This is a genomic window from Acinetobacter tandoii DSM 14970 = CIP 107469, assembly GCF_000400735.1.
Lineage (GTDB): Bacteria > Pseudomonadota > Gammaproteobacteria > Pseudomonadales > Moraxellaceae > Acinetobacter > Acinetobacter tandoii.
In genome coordinates this window covers 368,606-385,430 of record NZ_KE007366.1, presented here as the reverse complement: position 1 = coordinate 385,430, position 16,825 = coordinate 368,606, and the positions used below count along the sequence as shown (strand labels likewise).

The 16,825-nt window shown below is 35.6% G+C and carries 10 protein-coding genes and 2 pseudogenes; 11 read left to right on the top strand and 1 reads right to left on the bottom strand.

Features of this window, described 5'->3' with window-relative positions:
* Positions 1-295: 295 nt before the first annotated feature.
* Genes I593_RS08350 through I593_RS08340 form a run of 3 tightly spaced genes read left to right on the top strand, consistent with a single transcriptional unit; the run spans position 296 to position 4,957 of the window.
* Positions 296-2,440, top strand: coding sequence for a hypothetical protein (locus I593_RS08350; RefSeq protein ID WP_016167121.1), 2,145 nt, complete (start codon positions 296-298; stop codon positions 2,438-2,440).
* Complete coding sequence (locus tag I593_RS08345) at positions 2,415-4,295, top strand: dynamin family protein (protein WP_016167120.1); 1,881 nt, start codon at positions 2,415-2,417, stop codon at positions 4,293-4,295. Before I593_RS08350 ends, I593_RS08345 begins: the two co-directional genes overlap by 26 nt.
* Positions 4,295-4,957, top strand: coding sequence for a hypothetical protein (locus tag I593_RS08340; protein WP_016167119.1), 663 nt, complete (start codon positions 4,295-4,297; stop codon positions 4,955-4,957). The genes I593_RS08345 and I593_RS08340 overlap by 1 nt, the downstream gene beginning before the upstream one ends.
* A 310-nt stretch (positions 4,958-5,267) precedes the next feature.
* Here I593_RS08340 and I593_RS08335 read toward each other — a convergent pair.
* Positions 5,268-6,000, bottom strand: a pseudogene (locus I593_RS08335) (Fic family protein).
* A 456-nt stretch (positions 6,001-6,456) separates the two neighbouring features.
* On the opposite strand from I593_RS08335, the gene I593_RS08330 reads away from it, so the two are divergent.
* The 8 genes and pseudogenes from I593_RS08330 (at position 6,457) to I593_RS08295 (ending at position 16,753) form a co-directional block, all read left to right on the top strand.
* On the top strand, positions 6,457-7,701 hold the full coding sequence (locus I593_RS08330) for a tyrosine-type recombinase/integrase (protein WP_016167116.1): 1,245 nt from the start codon (positions 6,457-6,459) through the stop codon (positions 7,699-7,701).
* Between the two features lie 573 nt (positions 7,702-8,274).
* Positions 8,275-8,928, top strand: a complete 654-nt coding sequence (locus I593_RS08325) for a phage/plasmid replication protein, II/X family (RefSeq protein WP_016167115.1) — start codon at positions 8,275-8,277, stop codon at positions 8,926-8,928.
* A 187-nt stretch (positions 8,929-9,115) separates the two neighbouring features.
* Entirely contained in the window at positions 9,116-9,316 is a 201-nt protein-coding gene (locus I593_RS08320; RefSeq protein WP_016167114.1) for a helix-turn-helix transcriptional regulator, read from the top strand.
* A 140-nt stretch (positions 9,317-9,456) separates the two neighbouring features.
* Positions 9,457-10,239, top strand: coding sequence for a hypothetical protein (locus I593_RS08315; RefSeq protein WP_016167113.1), 783 nt, complete (start codon positions 9,457-9,459; stop codon positions 10,237-10,239).
* 306 nt (positions 10,240-10,545) lie between these two features.
* A pseudogene (locus I593_RS20835) lies at positions 10,546-11,289 on the top strand (tyrosine-type recombinase/integrase); the annotation flags it as partial.
* Positions 11,290-11,560: 271 nt separating this feature from the next.
* Positions 11,561-14,425, top strand: coding sequence for a type VI secretion system Vgr family protein (locus I593_RS08305; RefSeq protein ID WP_016167110.1), 2,865 nt, complete (start codon positions 11,561-11,563; stop codon positions 14,423-14,425).
* Positions 14,425-15,453 carry a hypothetical protein gene (locus tag I593_RS08300; RefSeq protein WP_016167109.1) on the top strand — a complete coding sequence of 343 codons (1,029 nt, stop codon included), beginning with the start codon at positions 14,425-14,427 and terminating at the stop codon, positions 15,451-15,453. Before I593_RS08305 ends, I593_RS08300 begins: the two co-directional genes overlap by 1 nt.
* Positions 15,410-16,753 (top strand): hypothetical protein, encoded by a 1,344-nt coding sequence (locus I593_RS08295; RefSeq protein ID WP_228130568.1) that lies wholly within the window; start codon positions 15,410-15,412, stop codon positions 16,751-16,753. Before I593_RS08300 ends, I593_RS08295 begins: the two co-directional genes overlap by 44 nt.
* The last annotated feature ends 72 nt before the right edge of the window (positions 16,754-16,825 follow it).

Sequence of the window (16,825 nt, the reverse complement as noted above, 5' to 3'; positions counted from 1 at the left end):
TTATTGGGATTATTTGTTGGGTTAAACTGCCACCATCTCGGAATTATTCATCAAGAGTAAATCGGAGATCTTTGCTGAAGATATACTACGACTTTAGGCCTGCATTTCATACAGATTGTTGCTTAGTATGTTGATGTATTTTTCCTAATTCATTAACATTTTTTTTAGCTGATGATATAATAAAGACTAAGTTGCCTTTCATTGTTAGACTTAAATGTATTAGAAAATAATAGAAATATTGTTGTAAAAATTTAAATCTGACTAAATAATTAAATACGGGGTTGTAAAATAATATATGACTACAGAAACAGATACCATTAATAGATTAGAAAGAGCATTAGTTAATCTGTTATTTAGTCTGTCAGGGACACCAAATTATAATAAATTAAAAAATCAAATTTTAACAACTAATCGTAAGCTCCGAATTACAAGAGAGTTGGCTAATACTAAATACATTGCTGTAGCAGGGACACAAAGTGCTGGAAAATCACGATTGATTCGTGAAATTTATAACTTAGACTCTGAATGGTTATTAGAAAATGAAGGACGAAGTGAGCAGTTGCCGCTCTTTATTCTTGAAAATAAAACTTGTACAGAACCTTATGCTGTTAAAGTTGAGTTGGATGAAAAAGAAGGGATAGAAAAAGAAAGAAAAATTGCGTCAGAAGAATTGCAGGAAATATTAAGAAATTATAAGGCTGACAACACAATACTATTGGTCAAATTATATGTCCCAATCAAGCATTTTAAAGGTGAAGAGTTAGGTTTTGTATTATTACCAGGTTATGAGCTAGAAACGCGTGTAAATGAAAAATGGCAAGAATTGATGCGTCATACTTTAACTCATGCATTAGGTTGTATTTTAGTTACAGATGAAACACGTCTTGCAGCAAATAGCTCACGAAAAATATTAAATGATTTGCGGAGTAAGTATTTAGAATATCGTCATCCAATCATTGCTGTAACTAAAACAGAAAATTTAACTGATGAACAGCGTCAAGAGTTGAAAAAAACAGCAGTTGAAGTTTTTCAATGTTCAGGACAGCAAGTAACTAATATTGTATTAACAGGTGCATGTGATGATGAATATAAGAGTAAGTGGGAACAAGCGTTAATTTTTGCAGTTTATAATAATACTCTTAGTTCCAGAGAGTCCGAAAATGCAAAATATAGTGAGTTAGATGAAATTTTATCTAATGAAATTGACTTCATTATTGATCAGATTGAAGATGATTTACTTTCTATGGGATTAAAATCTACAGTTGGAAAAGATAAAACTGTTGAAGAAATCTTATTAAAATTTGATGAGGCTAAAGCAAAATTTAAAAAAAGCTATAGTAGAAAACTTGTTACTCAAACTCAAAGTTACGTTAATGCAGCCATACAAAGCGCTGAAAATTCCTATAAAAATAATGAAGAAGGCTTGGGAAATTGGCTAAAAAATACGACTAATACATTAATACAAAATAGTGATAGTGGTCGTCATAAAGAACGGATCAGACAGTTTTGGTTAGATAATCATAATCCAGACGGTAGTCAGCCAAGAACAATTATCGAAAGTAATTTATTAGCCTTGTCATATCTATCTAAAGAACAATTAAAGTTAGATGTCGCTATAAATTATGAAAGAAATGGCAACATGGTAATTAATACACAAAAGATATTGGGAGACATATCTCATGACAAGATTACTCTGCTTGAGAAACCCGAGGTAAAGGATGGACTCAATTTGTTATTTCGTCCTGATTTAGTAAAAGAAAAGGATGAGATAAAATTTGATGAAAACTCTGATTTTCCAAAAGCAATAGCATTAGTACCAGCCATTGTTATGGAGTATGCGCGCATCATGCAAATTGCTACAATCGCAACCCCAAGCATAAATATTGAAAAAGGTATGAGTGAGTCTCAGTTAATTGAGAATATTGCAAAATCAACCAGTGAAGGTCTACCGGAATTCAAAGAGTCATTTATACCTATAATGAGAACTATGGCAACTATTTTTGCTGTAGATATTGTCGCAGATGCAGAAATTGATACGATTCCTGCATTAATCTCAGTGTTGTCAGGAAATAGTGCCTCCACTACAGGAGCAGTTGGTATTGGTGGAACGGTATCTATGGTAGCTGCAGGTGTTATTATTGCAGGTTATCTAGCTTATCAAATAGGAAAGGAAACAGAGAACTATCACAATAGTCAGAAAGAATATATTGCGGCTGTATTAGGACATTATGGTGATGCAAATGTGCAAACATCATTGGAACATTATGATGATGTAATGGAAAACATTCGTGAAGTAATACGTAATAATCTAGACAAGGCATATGGATTGAATAAAGATTTGCTTAAAAAAGATACAATATATCGTTGTCTAAATGTAGTCAAAAATTCTCAAGAAAATTTACAAAGGTTATTAAGTGGAAAGCAATCGAGATTGGCTTGAACTTTATAGCCAACGTGACCAATGGGCAAAAAAAGCATATCAGGATTTCCTTGATCAAGTTGATCCAGACTTAGAAGCTGATTTAACACGCTCTGATCAAATTACTATAGTTGTTTATGGATCGACACAAGTAGGAAAGACAACTTTAATTCTTAAACTACTTAGGATTAATGATGATTATATAGATGAAGTATCAAAACCATTACGTGGTGGTCGAGAAATTGGAAAATCATCAACGGTTATACCTATTCGCTATCGTAAATCTGTGGATGATCAGTGGCATTTTAGAGATAGTCAAAATAATTCTATTGATGTAAATACAGTCAATGAATATTTTGGAAAATTACGAGAAGCTGTAGAACAGGGTGAGTCATGGCAAAAAGAGATTATTGATGTTCATATCCCTAATAAATATTTCTATGTAGATGCTGATAAAAAACCATTAGATATCCGTATCTTGGATTTACCAGGAATTCAAGCAAGAGATGAAAATGAACAGAGACATGTAGAGGAAATAGCCAGAACATATGCATCAACAGCTGATATTGTACTTTTGGTTGGACGATTAGATGACTTATCTTTCCTAAATCCTGAGAGATTAGCATTAAATGAATTTAAATCTTGGACATCACAGATAAATCGATTTAGGATCGTTTTAACATATTCTTTTTCCCCAGTAACAGTTTTGGATTATGTAAAGGCTAATAAAGAGCATTTTGATTTAAATGGTTTTAAGAAAAGAATTATCGAGCAACTCTGTACCCATGATTTCATTAATTCAGATGAATATAAGGAAATAATATTTCCATTAGAGTTTGGACGCTCATTGGTGAATATACAAAGTAAGCATCCTGATTATTTTGATGTAATTAAAAGAGTTAATCATGATTCATTTTCTTCACTTTATGATAGTTTACATAAGGCAGCAAATCCATATGCTCGTTTTATGAATGGTTTTAATGTTCAATATCTGGTTGTAGATAAAGTTAATAAGGAAAAGAATAATTATGAGCAACAAACCAAAAAAATGAATGAAGAATTGGAAAAATATAAAACAGATATAAATAATTTAAAAAATATTTGTACTGAGTATGAATATAAGATCAAAAAAATTCAGAGTGAAATTGATAATTTATTAGATTTAGAGAAGAAATCATTTATTGCAGATATGATTGAGAAATTTGTAAAAGTGTCTAATTTACGGAAACCTGATAAGCATACGGTTCCAGCATTAAAGATGTGGCTTAAAAAGGCTACGATGCTATTGAGCCAAAGTTGGACAGAAATAGAAATTGATTTAATCGTAAAATCAGAAGAGTTTTATCTTAGGAATCCTCCATCATTGGATACAGGAAATTTGGCATCTTGTCATAAAATGTTATGTGACTATTGGTTTGATGACTATTGGTCTGATGCGAGTTTCAATAAAGATTTTGATATTTTGCATGGTGCTATAGAACTGGAAATTGCTAATTTTGCTAAAGATGCTGATAAACAAATAAAAGAATATTGCAAAAAAAAATTAATAAAAAAGAGGAAGGAACTCCAAAATATTAGATATGATATTAAATCATTTGAGTTTTCGAAGGGTGAGATAGAACGAAAAGTAAACGAGATTCAAAGTTCACTAAATATTCTGAGCAATACACATGAAAAATTTATCGTAAATATGAAAAATGCGAAAAAACATGCAGAAAGTTTTCATAATTTAATGAAATGCTCATTTGAAGATGCATGTAAACAGTCAAAGAGAGATTTTGTTGAAGAAAAGAATATGGTAAAAAAATTCCATAGATTGTGGTTTAGTATGGTTTTAGAACAGCAATATACCAAGTTTTCTGAGGTGAGAGACTAATGTTAAATAAAACTGATATTTTAGATGTAAATGATACGTCCATGGATGACTTAAAACAGCTCGTTAATAAAATTATTAATACACCATTAAATGAAAATATTGAAAATCATGTTGATGATTTAAAGTGGACTATTGAGAATGCTAAAGAAAAAATAAAAGAAAATATTTCTATAAGTAATAATATAAAAAAAGAAATAAAGAAAATATTTGAAGATAATGTTGATGGTTTTGATGCGATTAAAGAATCAATTGGAGATCAAAGTAATTTAATATCACGTAGTGTAAATGAAAGATTCAATGATATTGAAAGTATTCTGAAAGTATATCAACAGGAAATTACGCAATTAGTAAAAGATCATAAAGAAGATTATAATAAAAGCTTAGAAAATTTAAAAAATGAATTACATAAAAGCTTATTACATATTGATACTCAATTTGATGATATAGAAAGATTTTTAAGAGACCAATCTGGAGATACTACAAACAAATTTGAATTAATGAAAAAACAATTAAATGAAAGTTCTGATGAGTTAGAAAAGATTTCTTTACAATTCGACACCCAACGTCAAGAAAATAGTAAATTACAGGTCGGATTAATCATTGTAAGCATTGTTAATTTAGTTTTTATTACTATATTAATTTATATTAATTTTCAAAGTTAATCTAATACGCTTATTTCTATTTTTAAAGCATATTAGATACAGTTACGAATATTCTTGTTGAAAGTCTGATTTACCAAAACCAAAAAGCTTACCACGATACGATGCATTACATTGCAAGCTAATACAAATCATTCAGATTAACTATCATTTATTGAGTTAATTTTGGAGATAATATTTGATTGAACAGTAAATTGTGATACATCGTACAAGCTACCGTACAAGCTACCGTACAAGCTACCGTACAAGCTACCGTACAAGCTACCGTACAAGCAGTATTCTTCTCGTCTAAAATATATTGAGTGTGAGGAGTTCAAAGGCCTAGAACCAATTGATATGGCTTAAAACCTTCGATAATTGCATTGGAGACTAACTTGATAAAGGCTTCAGTTTTTCCGTAAGTCATCCATTGATCTAGAGCGTCATAGTAAGCCAAACGGTTTTCAACCTTAATAACACATGGCGGATAGCCAGCTTTCATCAATTCTAAATTCATCAATAGCCGTGATGTACGACCATTACCATCAATAAATGGATGTATGCCCACAAAGTCAGCATGTACTTTGGCTGCCCGTTCAATAGGGTGGAGTTGATCTGCTTCAGTATTGTACCAATCTACAAATTGAGCCATTTTGTCATTCAATAAGGTGTAATCAGGTGGGGGAGTGGTAGCCACCTGAAATCAGTACGTTTTGCTGTCTGTAACGTCCGGCATTGTCATCATCAATATTTTTAAGAATCAATTGGTGGATGTTCCGGATTTGCCATTCAGAAAAAGGTTCTTGTTTCTTGATGATGTCTTCAACATAGTAGATCGCATTACGGTGATTGATTACTTCAAAGTGCTCTCGCAGTAATTTCCCCCCTATAGCGATACCTTCAAGCACAACTTTAGTTTCTAGTAGGGTTAAGCTATTCCCTTCAATGGCATTGGAGTGGTAAGTCCAACGTACAATCAGATCATCTAGCAAATTTTTTATAATAGAAGGCGAAAGAGGACGGTACTGATCTAATTTTCGTTTCAATTGATCAATATCATCAAACATTCCTTTTTCTCCCTAAATGCTACAAGATACTTTGGACTTATATTACATGAAAACAATATATGAAATGTTATATCATTTTATTTTTAGTCTTTAATTAAATCTGTTATATTTATAATTCAAGTTCAAGTCCTGAGATAGGATTTGAACAAGATTTTTACCCGAAAAAATGCCTTAAAAATCAATGGGTAAAAACTGGGTAAAGCATCTTCTTAATTTATTTTAAAACTAATAAAATCAATATCTTGTAAAATTGGTTCAACTGACGCCACCTCCACCGAATACTTAAATTTGTATAACGCAATATGACGTTATATAAGTAAATAAAGCTTAAATCTTAATGGTTTAGGCTTTTTTTATGCCTGTTTATGCCGTTATATGAAGTTTCTTATAGCTTGTTGCTGTGTATGGTAGCGTGTATAGTGTGAGTTAGTGAAAAGCCACCATACAAGACATACGATGAAAAAATCAGATGTAAAGTCTTATCCGATGCGAGATACCGTATTAGGTTCATTGGAAGCAGAAGAAAAAGAGTACCGCATTAATGACGGAAATAACTTACATTTTGTAGTTCACCCTAAAGGCAATAAGCGATGGGAGTTAAGATATAAAAAGCCTAGCACTGGTAAGTGGTCATGGGTGGGTTTAGGTACATATCCTGAAGTTGGTGGAAGCTTTGCAAGAAAGAAAGCTGATGAGGCTCGTAAGTTAATTGCTCAAGGTGTTGATCCAGTTGTACAGAAAGCGGAAGTTAGACTAGCGACATTGGAGCAAGGGGCTTTTACTTTTCAACAACTCGCTGAAGAGTTTTATCTTACAAAAACATGGACACCTGATACTAAGGCTAGAAATGTAGGTGCACTAAATAACCATGTCATGCCTACAATGGGTAAAAAGGATTACCGAAATATCACCAAGCAAGAATGGCATGGTCTTTTTCAGGATATTCAAAAGAAACTTAACCCTCGTACAGGTAAGCCGATTATTGAAACAGGGCAGCGCGTTACAGCATTGGTGCGAGAAATGTATGATTATGCTGAGGTAACAGGTAAAGCAACATATAACCCTATTACTAATTTGCATAAGTATCTGAAAAAGCACGAAAGTAATGGGATGAAGCATGTAAGTGATGAGGAACTGCCAGCATTATTGCGAGCTATAGATAAATATCCAGCATTGGATACACGTATTGGTCTTAAATTGCTTTCAATAATCTTTAGTAGACCATCAGAATTAAGAGAGGCGACTTGGGGGGAGTTTGATTTGGAAAAGGGTATATGGTTAATTCCAGCATCAAGAATGAAGATGGGGAAAGAACACAAAGTACCGTTAGTAAGACAAGTTTTGGAATTGTTACAAGAGCTAAAACAATTAACAGGTTATTCAGATTACCTATTTCCAAGCAGAACCAGTAAAAATAAGCCTAAGTCCGATACAGTCTTTATCGAAGCGTTAAAGAGAATGGGATATGGTGGAAAGCAAAACCCTCATGGGTTTCGCCATATTGCCAGTACAATTCTAAATAACCAGTTTAGTGACAAGCCTCAAGTCGTGGAAGCTTGTTTAGCACATGCTAAAGATGGTGTTAAAGGAACATATGATAAAGCGACACATTTTGATGAGCGGAAAGTCATGATGCAATGGTATGCCGATTATTTGGAAAAGTTAGCTGATGAAAATGTTATTCAATTTAAGAAAGCTTGATATTTTAAAATCATGCCTAAAACGCCGTTGGGTGTAGTTCAGATTGTTAAACCCTATGTATACAAATTGTCGATATTTCTTAGATGTCGGGCAAACTTGTTCCCCACGCCCATTGTTAATTTATAAAATTTAAGGTTGGTTTACATTAGGGCGAGGGTTTAACAATAAGCCTAAGTGGTTAAAAAACAATCACATAACAGTTGAAATATTTTAATAAATAAATTATATTGAAAAGTCTTATGTTCTATGTTAATGCAACATAACGGAATGATTGTGCAATTGCATAGTTAATTTCTAAATTATCCAAGTCAGGGTAATTCAATCTAAAACTTAACTGCTCTACATCTAGTTCAAAAGGAACTATCGAGGTGTGGGGTTTTCTGCATTCTAAAATTTGTTAAAAGGAGAATTAATATCCAAAACCTTAACCTTAACCTTAACTTAGCAACTAACGAGGAAAAAACTAACCTTAATTTATACGCTATAGACTACTTAAAAATAGAATTACAACTAACAAATAATCCAAGTGAATTATCTGAGAAAGTAGTAGTTCCTTTTACTAAATTTGATGGTGTGTATTCAAGACAACAAGAATCTTATGGTCAGCAATGGGTACATGGTTCTCATAATGATCGGATACAAGTTAAAGCTAAAAATGCTAATACGATAGTCATACAGGGTAACTTGTTTAAGTGGTTATACGGACATAATGTCACAGGTAGTACCGATTTAATCCAATTAGTTTCAGATACAGTTGATGAGTTGACTCATGTATTTGATGCCTTAACTCCGACAAATGACGAGCTAGATAATATCAAGCAAGGGCTGTTTAAGATTCATCGTATTGACTTGAATAAAGCGATTCTATTTGCTGATAAACAGCAAGCTCAAGTGTATTTGGCAAAGATCAAAGAGCATGGTACTTATCCACGGCGTAAGAAAGAAACGCAGGATAATGGTACTTACTTTGGTTTGAGGAGTACACGTACAACTCTGCTTTATTACCATAAAGGCACTGAGGTTAGTACGCACAAGAAGCAGCACAAACGTATCACAGCAGAATTGCAAGCATATGCAGATTGTATGGTTCGATGTGAGGTACGTTTATATAGTCAGCATTTACGTGATAACAATTTAAATTACGGTCATGTTTGGGATCATGATTTAGTTGTGAAAACAGTTGATGATCAGCATGCACTACTGAATTTACCAGCTCCGATAGCTTAAGCAGACTTGCCACCGAAGTATGTAAGATTCTTGGCAACCTACAAGCAGGGAGCATTGCCAATAGCCTATACAGCATCTACTACAGTGCGATTTAAGCGTGATTTGGCTAAGCAGTATGGAATATTGCTATGAATGGAAAACGTAGCTATAACACGCAATATAACGGTTTTAAGGGGGTATAAATAGGATGCAAAAGTTGAGATTAACGATGAATGAAACTTGCCATTTTTTATCTGTACAACGCGATAAGTTGAATAAAATGGTTAAGGATGATCCAAGTTTTCCTCGACCAATTAAGGAAGGTGCAAGCAGGCAAGCTGCTGTGTATTTTGATCACAGTGAATTGTTAGATTGGTGGGAAGATAAAAAGAAAAAACGTTATTGTTAAAATATGATAAAGGCCAAGATAGCTTATGTTGTCTTGGTTTTTTATAATCATCAAATGAATAACTTATAGTAAACATGTTATAAATTTATATTATTAGAAATCTATATGCATAATGAAAAGTAACTTAAAAGAGGACTACTGTGGAATCTAAGTTTGATAAATTAAAAATGGAATTGAAAGATTTGATAAGACAAGGAGATCTCCTTTATTATTCTATGGCAAATGCACAGGGACAGCTGTCGCCCGAATCAGTAAAAATGTTTCAGGAAAAAGATATAGAATTTCCTAATTTCATAACAGAGTATGACATTTGGTATTCAGAAGCACTTTTAGTTATAAAACAAATCATTCCTGATCGATTAGCAGATTTTGTTAAGCAATATAAAGATGAAAAGAGAAAAGAAATCGATTTCTTAACCTATGGGATTTCAGATTATCTTTTAGGTTTGAAAACATCGAGAGGCGGGCAAGCCGTTTCCAACCAGTCTGCTGCAATTCCCAAGATGCAAAATCAAATTACAATATTAAAATCTGCTCAAAAAAGATTTGAGAGTCAATTATTTGACATCAAGGAAGTCATTCAGGCAGATATTTATGATTCAGAACTTGGAGCTGCAAAAGATTTAGCCAAGAAAGGTTTTGCTAGAGGTGCAGGAGCAATTGCAGGTGTTGTCCTAGAAAAGCACTTAGGACATGTTTGTGAGTTACATGGATTAAGTACACGGAAAAAGCATCCTTCAATATCTGATTTTTATCAACTTTTAAAAGAAAATGAGATTATTGATACACCTAAATGGCGATTTATTCAGCATCTCGGTGATATCAGAAATTTGTGTGATCATAATAAAGAGCGAGAGCCAACAAAAGAGGAGGTTCTGGAGTTGGTTGAGGGAGTAGATAAGGTAATTAAAACTGTATTTTGATACTACTCTCACTTTTATTTAAGAAAGTTTTTGTATGGTATTTTGTATGGTTTTGGGTTAAATAAAATTTATTTTAAATTTTATCAATTGCTTATATGTTTAGTTTAATTGACGACAGCCCCAAAATTCAATTCAGAGCAGTTCGACTGAATGTAAAAAAGCCTTTAAACTCAATGTTTAAGGGCTTTTTTATTGGCTGTATTGTCCGATTCTGTCCAGAGCCATTTGACCCTATTTTTGCTTTGTGTGGGTCAATATTGGGACAATTTGACCCACTAAATAAGTTTAATTAAGTGGGACAAAGATATGTCACTAACTGATGTGATGTGTAAAAAAGCACAGCCTCAAGAAAAACAGTATCGCCTTTCTGATATTAATGGTCTCTCTTTGCGAATCGATCCGAATGGGAAAAAATATTGGTCTATTAGATATACGGAAAATGGACAAAGGAAGTCAAAAGCATTGGGTGTTTATCCTGAACTGAGTCTAAAGCGTGCAAGAGAGATAGCGCTTGATCTTAGGTATAAACTCAAAAATATGACTGAGGTTGAGGAGGTGCAGCCTTATTTTAATAATGTCGCAGAAGATTGGTTTAATAACCAGAAAGAAACGTGGTCATCTAAACATATTAGTAATGTTCGAGCTTCTTTAGATGAGCTTTATATTGCTCTAGGCAATAAGCGCATCAATCAGATTCAGGCACCTGAAATACTGTAAATTATTAAAAAGATTGAGGCTAGAGGATCGCTTGAAGTGGCAAAACGGACTTTATCCCGCTGTGGTATGGTAATGAAATATGCGATTGCTCATGGATATCGTTACGATAATCCTGCGGGTGATTTGGTTTATGCACTGAAAAATAAGCGTGTGAAAAATTTAGCATCATTACCTGCTTCAGATATGCCTGAATTTCTAAGGAAAGTTAGAGCTTATCCAAGTGATGCTCAGACACATCATGCTATCATTTTAATTATGCTGACTGGTGTTCGAGTCAGTGAGTTACTACAAGCACGTTGGGATGAATTTGATCTAGATGGTCATAAGTGGAATACCCGAGTTATGAATGAAGTTTGAGTGAGTTGGAAACTCTTCAAATTATAAATCTTTGTGCAACAAAGCCGTTAAATATTTAGCGCATTTTCATTCATGAAATCATGCGTTTATAGCCTAAATAATACTGCATAATTTGCTTTCTATATTGTCAATTTACGTCATAAAGTGCCATAAAATTCAGCCTGGCGCTGGTCAAAAACGCTAAATTTTTATACTATACGGCAAACTTTATAATTACGACATCCACTTTATATTTATTAAAAACATTATGTTGAATCATATTTATGCTGCTTTAGAACAGCTAGGATTCACTACACAAAAACGTGTATTGCATATCCAGTTTGCCAATGCGTTGCTGAATCAGCAGGTCTATTTACAGCGAATAGACGGGACGCATGGCTTAAATCAAGGCCTAACCGCCAGTTTAATTTGCATGTCGACACATGCATTTATTCCGCTAAAACAGTTTATTGGCTGTCAGGTTGCTATCGACCAAGTGACTGACACAGGCCAATTGAGCCGTATCACAGGTATCATCACCCAAGCTCAAGCTGGAGCAAGCGATGGTGCACTGACCTTATATCGCCTCACACTTGAAGACCCGACCACATTATGGAAACAACGCCGTAACAGTCGTGTGTTTATGAATAAAAATGTGGTGGATGTGGTCAACATACTGTTCCAAGAGTGGCAACAAAAAAGTCCGCTATTTGCGGCAAGCCTGAGCCTTGATTTAGCAGGGCTGAGCCGAGAGTATGACATTCGACCTTTCATCATGCAAAGCAATGAAAGTGATTATGACTTTCTGACACGTCTACTCAGAAGTGAAGGGATGAGTTGGCTGATTGATGAAGCACAAACACTGCTTGCCCAAATTCACCAACCGATTCAAGCACAAAAGCTACGCTTAATTGATGATAACCAGCACTACCAAGTCCTGCCACGACGTTTTATCCGCTTTCATCAGAGTAGTGCCGTTCAAGTCGTAGATAGCATTATCGATTGGCAGGCACAACGCCAGTTACAGCCCACAGCAGTGCATGTTCAGCGCTGGCAAGCTGATGCACTGACCCAAGATGATGGTGCAGGCAGTGTACAAAGCAAACATCAGCAGAGTGAGCAGTATGATGTTGCAAGTTTAGGGCTAGAGCAAGCATGGCATTTTTCACCCGCATGGATGCAAGACCTGAATGGGGAGGATGGTGCAACAGCATCGGGCAATCCACAACTAGAACAATTTAACCAGCAGCTATCGGACTACTACAATGCACAAGCCAAGCATTTCTGTGCCCAGTCTACGGTGCGAGATGCTCATGTGGGTTACTGGTTTGAACTGCAAGATCATCCTGAAATTAATCAACACAGTGGTGCAGACAAAGAATTTCTCATTACCGAAAAAACCTTTTATAGCCAAAATAACCTACCTAAAGATTTAAACCAGCAATTGGAGCAACTTCTCCAACAAAGTCATTGGCAATTCACGTCTACACTAAGCAGCATTGCAAGTGAACAGCGCCAAGGCAATCTGCTGAGCTTACAACGTCGACAGATTAAAACTGTCCCCGCTTATCATCCTGAGCAGCATCGCCCAGCTGCCCACCCGCAACGTGCTCAGGTGGTTGGACCGAATGGTGAAGAAATCCATGTGGATGAATGGGGACGCATCAAAGTCCGCTTTTTATTCACAAGAAATGAAGACCATATGCATGATGGCGGCGCGGGCAGCAATGATAACGATACGGACTCTGCTTGGGTGGATGTACTGACCCCATGGGCAGGTGAAGGCTACGGGGCACGTTTCTTGCCGCGTATTGGGGAAATTGTAGTCATTGACTTCTTTCAAGGAGACATAGATCGTCCTTTCGTGGTGGGGCGTCTTCATGAAGCACAGCGTTCTCCTACAAAATTTGATAATGCAGGACAACTCCCTGATACCAAAAAACTGGCAGGCATTAAATCTAAAGAATATCAGGGAGAGGGCTTTAACCAGCTCCGATTTGATGACAGCACAGGTCAAATTAGTGCCCAGTTGCAAAGCAGTCATGCAGCAAGCCAACTCAACCTAGGTAAACTGAGTCATCCCAAAGCCACCGAAGAAAGTGAAGACCGAGGCGAAGGCTTTGAACTCCGTACTGACCAATGGGGGGCGCTAAGAGCAGGAGAAGGACTACTTCTTTCCACCTATAAACAAGATCAGGCTCAGGGCGAACATCTGGATGCACAAGTTGCTAAACAACAATTTGAAAGCAACCAGAATAATGCCAAAGCACTCAGTGAAGTTGCCAAAAACCAGCAAACCGATGAAATAGAATCGATTGAACAACTCAAAGAGTTTGCAGATCAAATCCAAGAACAGATTGCTAAATTTGAAAAGGCGCTATTACTTTTAAACTCGCCAGATGGGATTGGTTTAAGCACAAATGCAGACATTCATGTCTCGGCTGATGGACAAATTAACCAGTTTGCAGGCGATAGCATCAACTTGAGTACGCAAAAGAATTTGATTGCACACGCGCAAAACAAACTCAGTTTATTTGCAGCACAGGGGGGTATTAAGCAAGTCGCTGCCAAAGGTAAGTTTGAAATGCAGGCTCAAAGCGATGCCTTGAGTATTTTAGCTAAACAAAACATTCAGATTGTTTCTACAGAAGACCGCATTGAAATTACCAGTCCTAAAGAGATTGTGATTACCGCAGGTGGTTCGCAACTTAAAATAGATGGTTCAGGTGTTTTTCCAACGACTAGTGGCAAGTTAGAGGTAAAGGCGGGGCAGCATGTGTTTATGGGGGGAGAAAAGGTTTCCACTAAAAAAATAACCTTACCAAATCCACCGCCTCTAGACAAAAACATTGGTAAATTCTTTCTGTATAAAGGTAATGGTAGTCCATTTATCGAACATGAATATAAAATTCTGGATAAAGAAGGAAATATACTCAAGCAAGGTATCACCAATCAGTTTGGTGAAACCGATTATGTTCAGACCGAGCAATCAGAAAAAATCACTTATGATGTGAAAATATTAAAAGAGGCTGAAAGAATTTCAAGCAGTTGGCAGAGCCAACTTGAGGGGAAATATGAGAACTTACTAAGCCAGCTCGATCAGCACTTTATTGATCTCGAAGGAGTTGAGTAATGTTGCCATTAATCGGCTTGGGGATGGTACTTGTACGCGCATTTACAGCCGCATTGACTGTATATGAGTTGTATAGCTATGGTTCAAACTTGTACGAAGGGCAGGCAAATTATCGACAAGAACTGGAAAAAGCTAAGTCAGAAATAAAGAAGACCATCCATAATCTAGAAAAAGAATTTAATAGTCATCTCTTATATGCATCAGAAATTGCTTATTTAGAGAAATTAAGGAAAGACGACCCTCAGAATACTGAGACACGTCAACCCAGACAACGTGGTCACCAAGGCTTTAAGAAACAGATTTCTGAACGAATACCTTTTAGAAAAATAATTTCTGAAGTTTGTGATAAAGCGAATACGAATAGCTTTCCACAACTAAAAAAGAAAAAGGGAGTGAAGGTCAGTGATTTACCCAAAGCTAGACAAAAAATATTGGAAAGTTGGGCAGGTTTAATTTTATCCGAGATTGTGAATGAGGATATTGGAAGTGAGTTTTTAGTCGCCCGTTTAAAGCAATTAGCAGCTTCCATCATATTTGAATTTGTGGATGAAATTTTGGGTTGGAAGGCACCACTTAAAACAGAGGTATGTTTTGGAGCAAAGTTTGAAGACCCTCAATTGGTTTTACCTGGCAATCCTAAGCTTAAGAGAACTGGTGCTTTTGACCTAAACCCCTTTTATCCAAGTCCCTATAATAATCAAAGAGGTAGTATTTCTGCAGATCTAATTATTCCAGAATCTCGTTTGGAACCGATCTCAAAAACAAATCTTTTTGCGATTGTCGAAATCAAGTTTCAGGGGGACTCTATTAAAAAGGCACAATTTTCTAAATATGATGATTTATTGAAAGAATGCAAGGTAGCTAAAGAGGGTAAGTATGGGAAGAAAAACAATCATTCGGGTAAAGGTATAAAAGAAGGTGGGTATCTTTCTTTGTTCCGTTATCCTGAAGATATTGCTTTAGAAGAAGGCAAGGGTAAACCGAATGAGCAAACAGGAACAAAGAAAGCTGGAAATAGAGGCAAATGATATGAGTACTGTAACACCTTACTTAACGGTAGAAGAGCAAGTAGAGTGGATCGAAGAGATTAAAGCTACAGATAAGCTCTGGGTGACTGGAGATGAAGGGGAAGATGCTTATGGAATAGGTCCCTATGTTTCTTTTTATGTTTATCATTCAGTAGAAGAAGCCCCTCAACTGATTACTAAATTTATTGAACTCTTTAATGAGTTTAATCAAATTAAGAATGAGGAATGGACGCATTTTATACATCCAATCAAAGATGTATTTATTAAAGCAGAAAAGGCTGAAGCATTACTGGCAGATTTAGATGCAATTTGCCAAAGACAGTATCAGAAGACGGATTCTGTTTATTTTACAGCAACTGTCTCAGACGATACTGAAATTAGTTCAGCCGTGTGGTCATATTCAATGACTATTGCTGAAAGACCATATATGCGATACAGCCATTTAAAAATGAACTTTAGGTATGCCTGGTATATTGCAAGTCAGGAGAATAAAGAGAAGTGGACTCAGTTTGTTGAACGTTGTATTGATAAATTAAAGCCTCGTCATGCTTATAGTGGCTTTGAGATTGCCCAAGCTGCATCTATGCATTTGGGGAGTTATGAGATTAACAGTCTTGAAAAGATTGTTACTCAAGCCTTCTATGGTGTAGACATTGATCATCCAGATTTTAATGGTACTCATGATCATGAACGGATAGATGGCTATATTGATTATCAACGGTTAGGCTCTGGCATTCGAACACCTGTTTGGAGTTTTTTACTTGATCCATATTGGATTGCAAAATTAAATACAACTGCTGAAGAGATCAAAGCTTACTTTAGCTGCTTTAAAGAAGTCGAGATTAATGAAATTGGGTATCCAGAAAATCAAACAGGCTTATGGATTCGACTCGGGGAGCTCTCCATGTATCCTGTTGAAGACGGTGTACCTGTTTTGCCTGTCTATGCCAATGCTTTAATCAAGTCAATACGTTGTGATGAGCTGAAACTGGTCGGTTATGCACAATGGGATGATGATCCAAATGAGCATTTAAGTTATGACGAAGGCATAGCATGGATGCGTCGTTTTGATGAAGACAGTAGTTGGCCTGAAGGGAAACGAGTTAATAAAGTTAATGGATTACCGCTAGAAGAAGAGAAACTTAAAGTGAAAGGTGGAGCGTTATGTCCACAAACTGGTTATTGGCAAACACCAGCACGACCAGATTTACGACAGTATTTTGAACAAGGTGAAATACTTCCTACATTTTCTGAACTAGATTGGGGAGAGGTTTATTGGTATTGGGCGGGTGGAGAATAATCTGTTAATAGTTCGATAATTTTTCTAACCACACCAGTGACAAATTAAAATTATAGACATGCGGATTTTAGA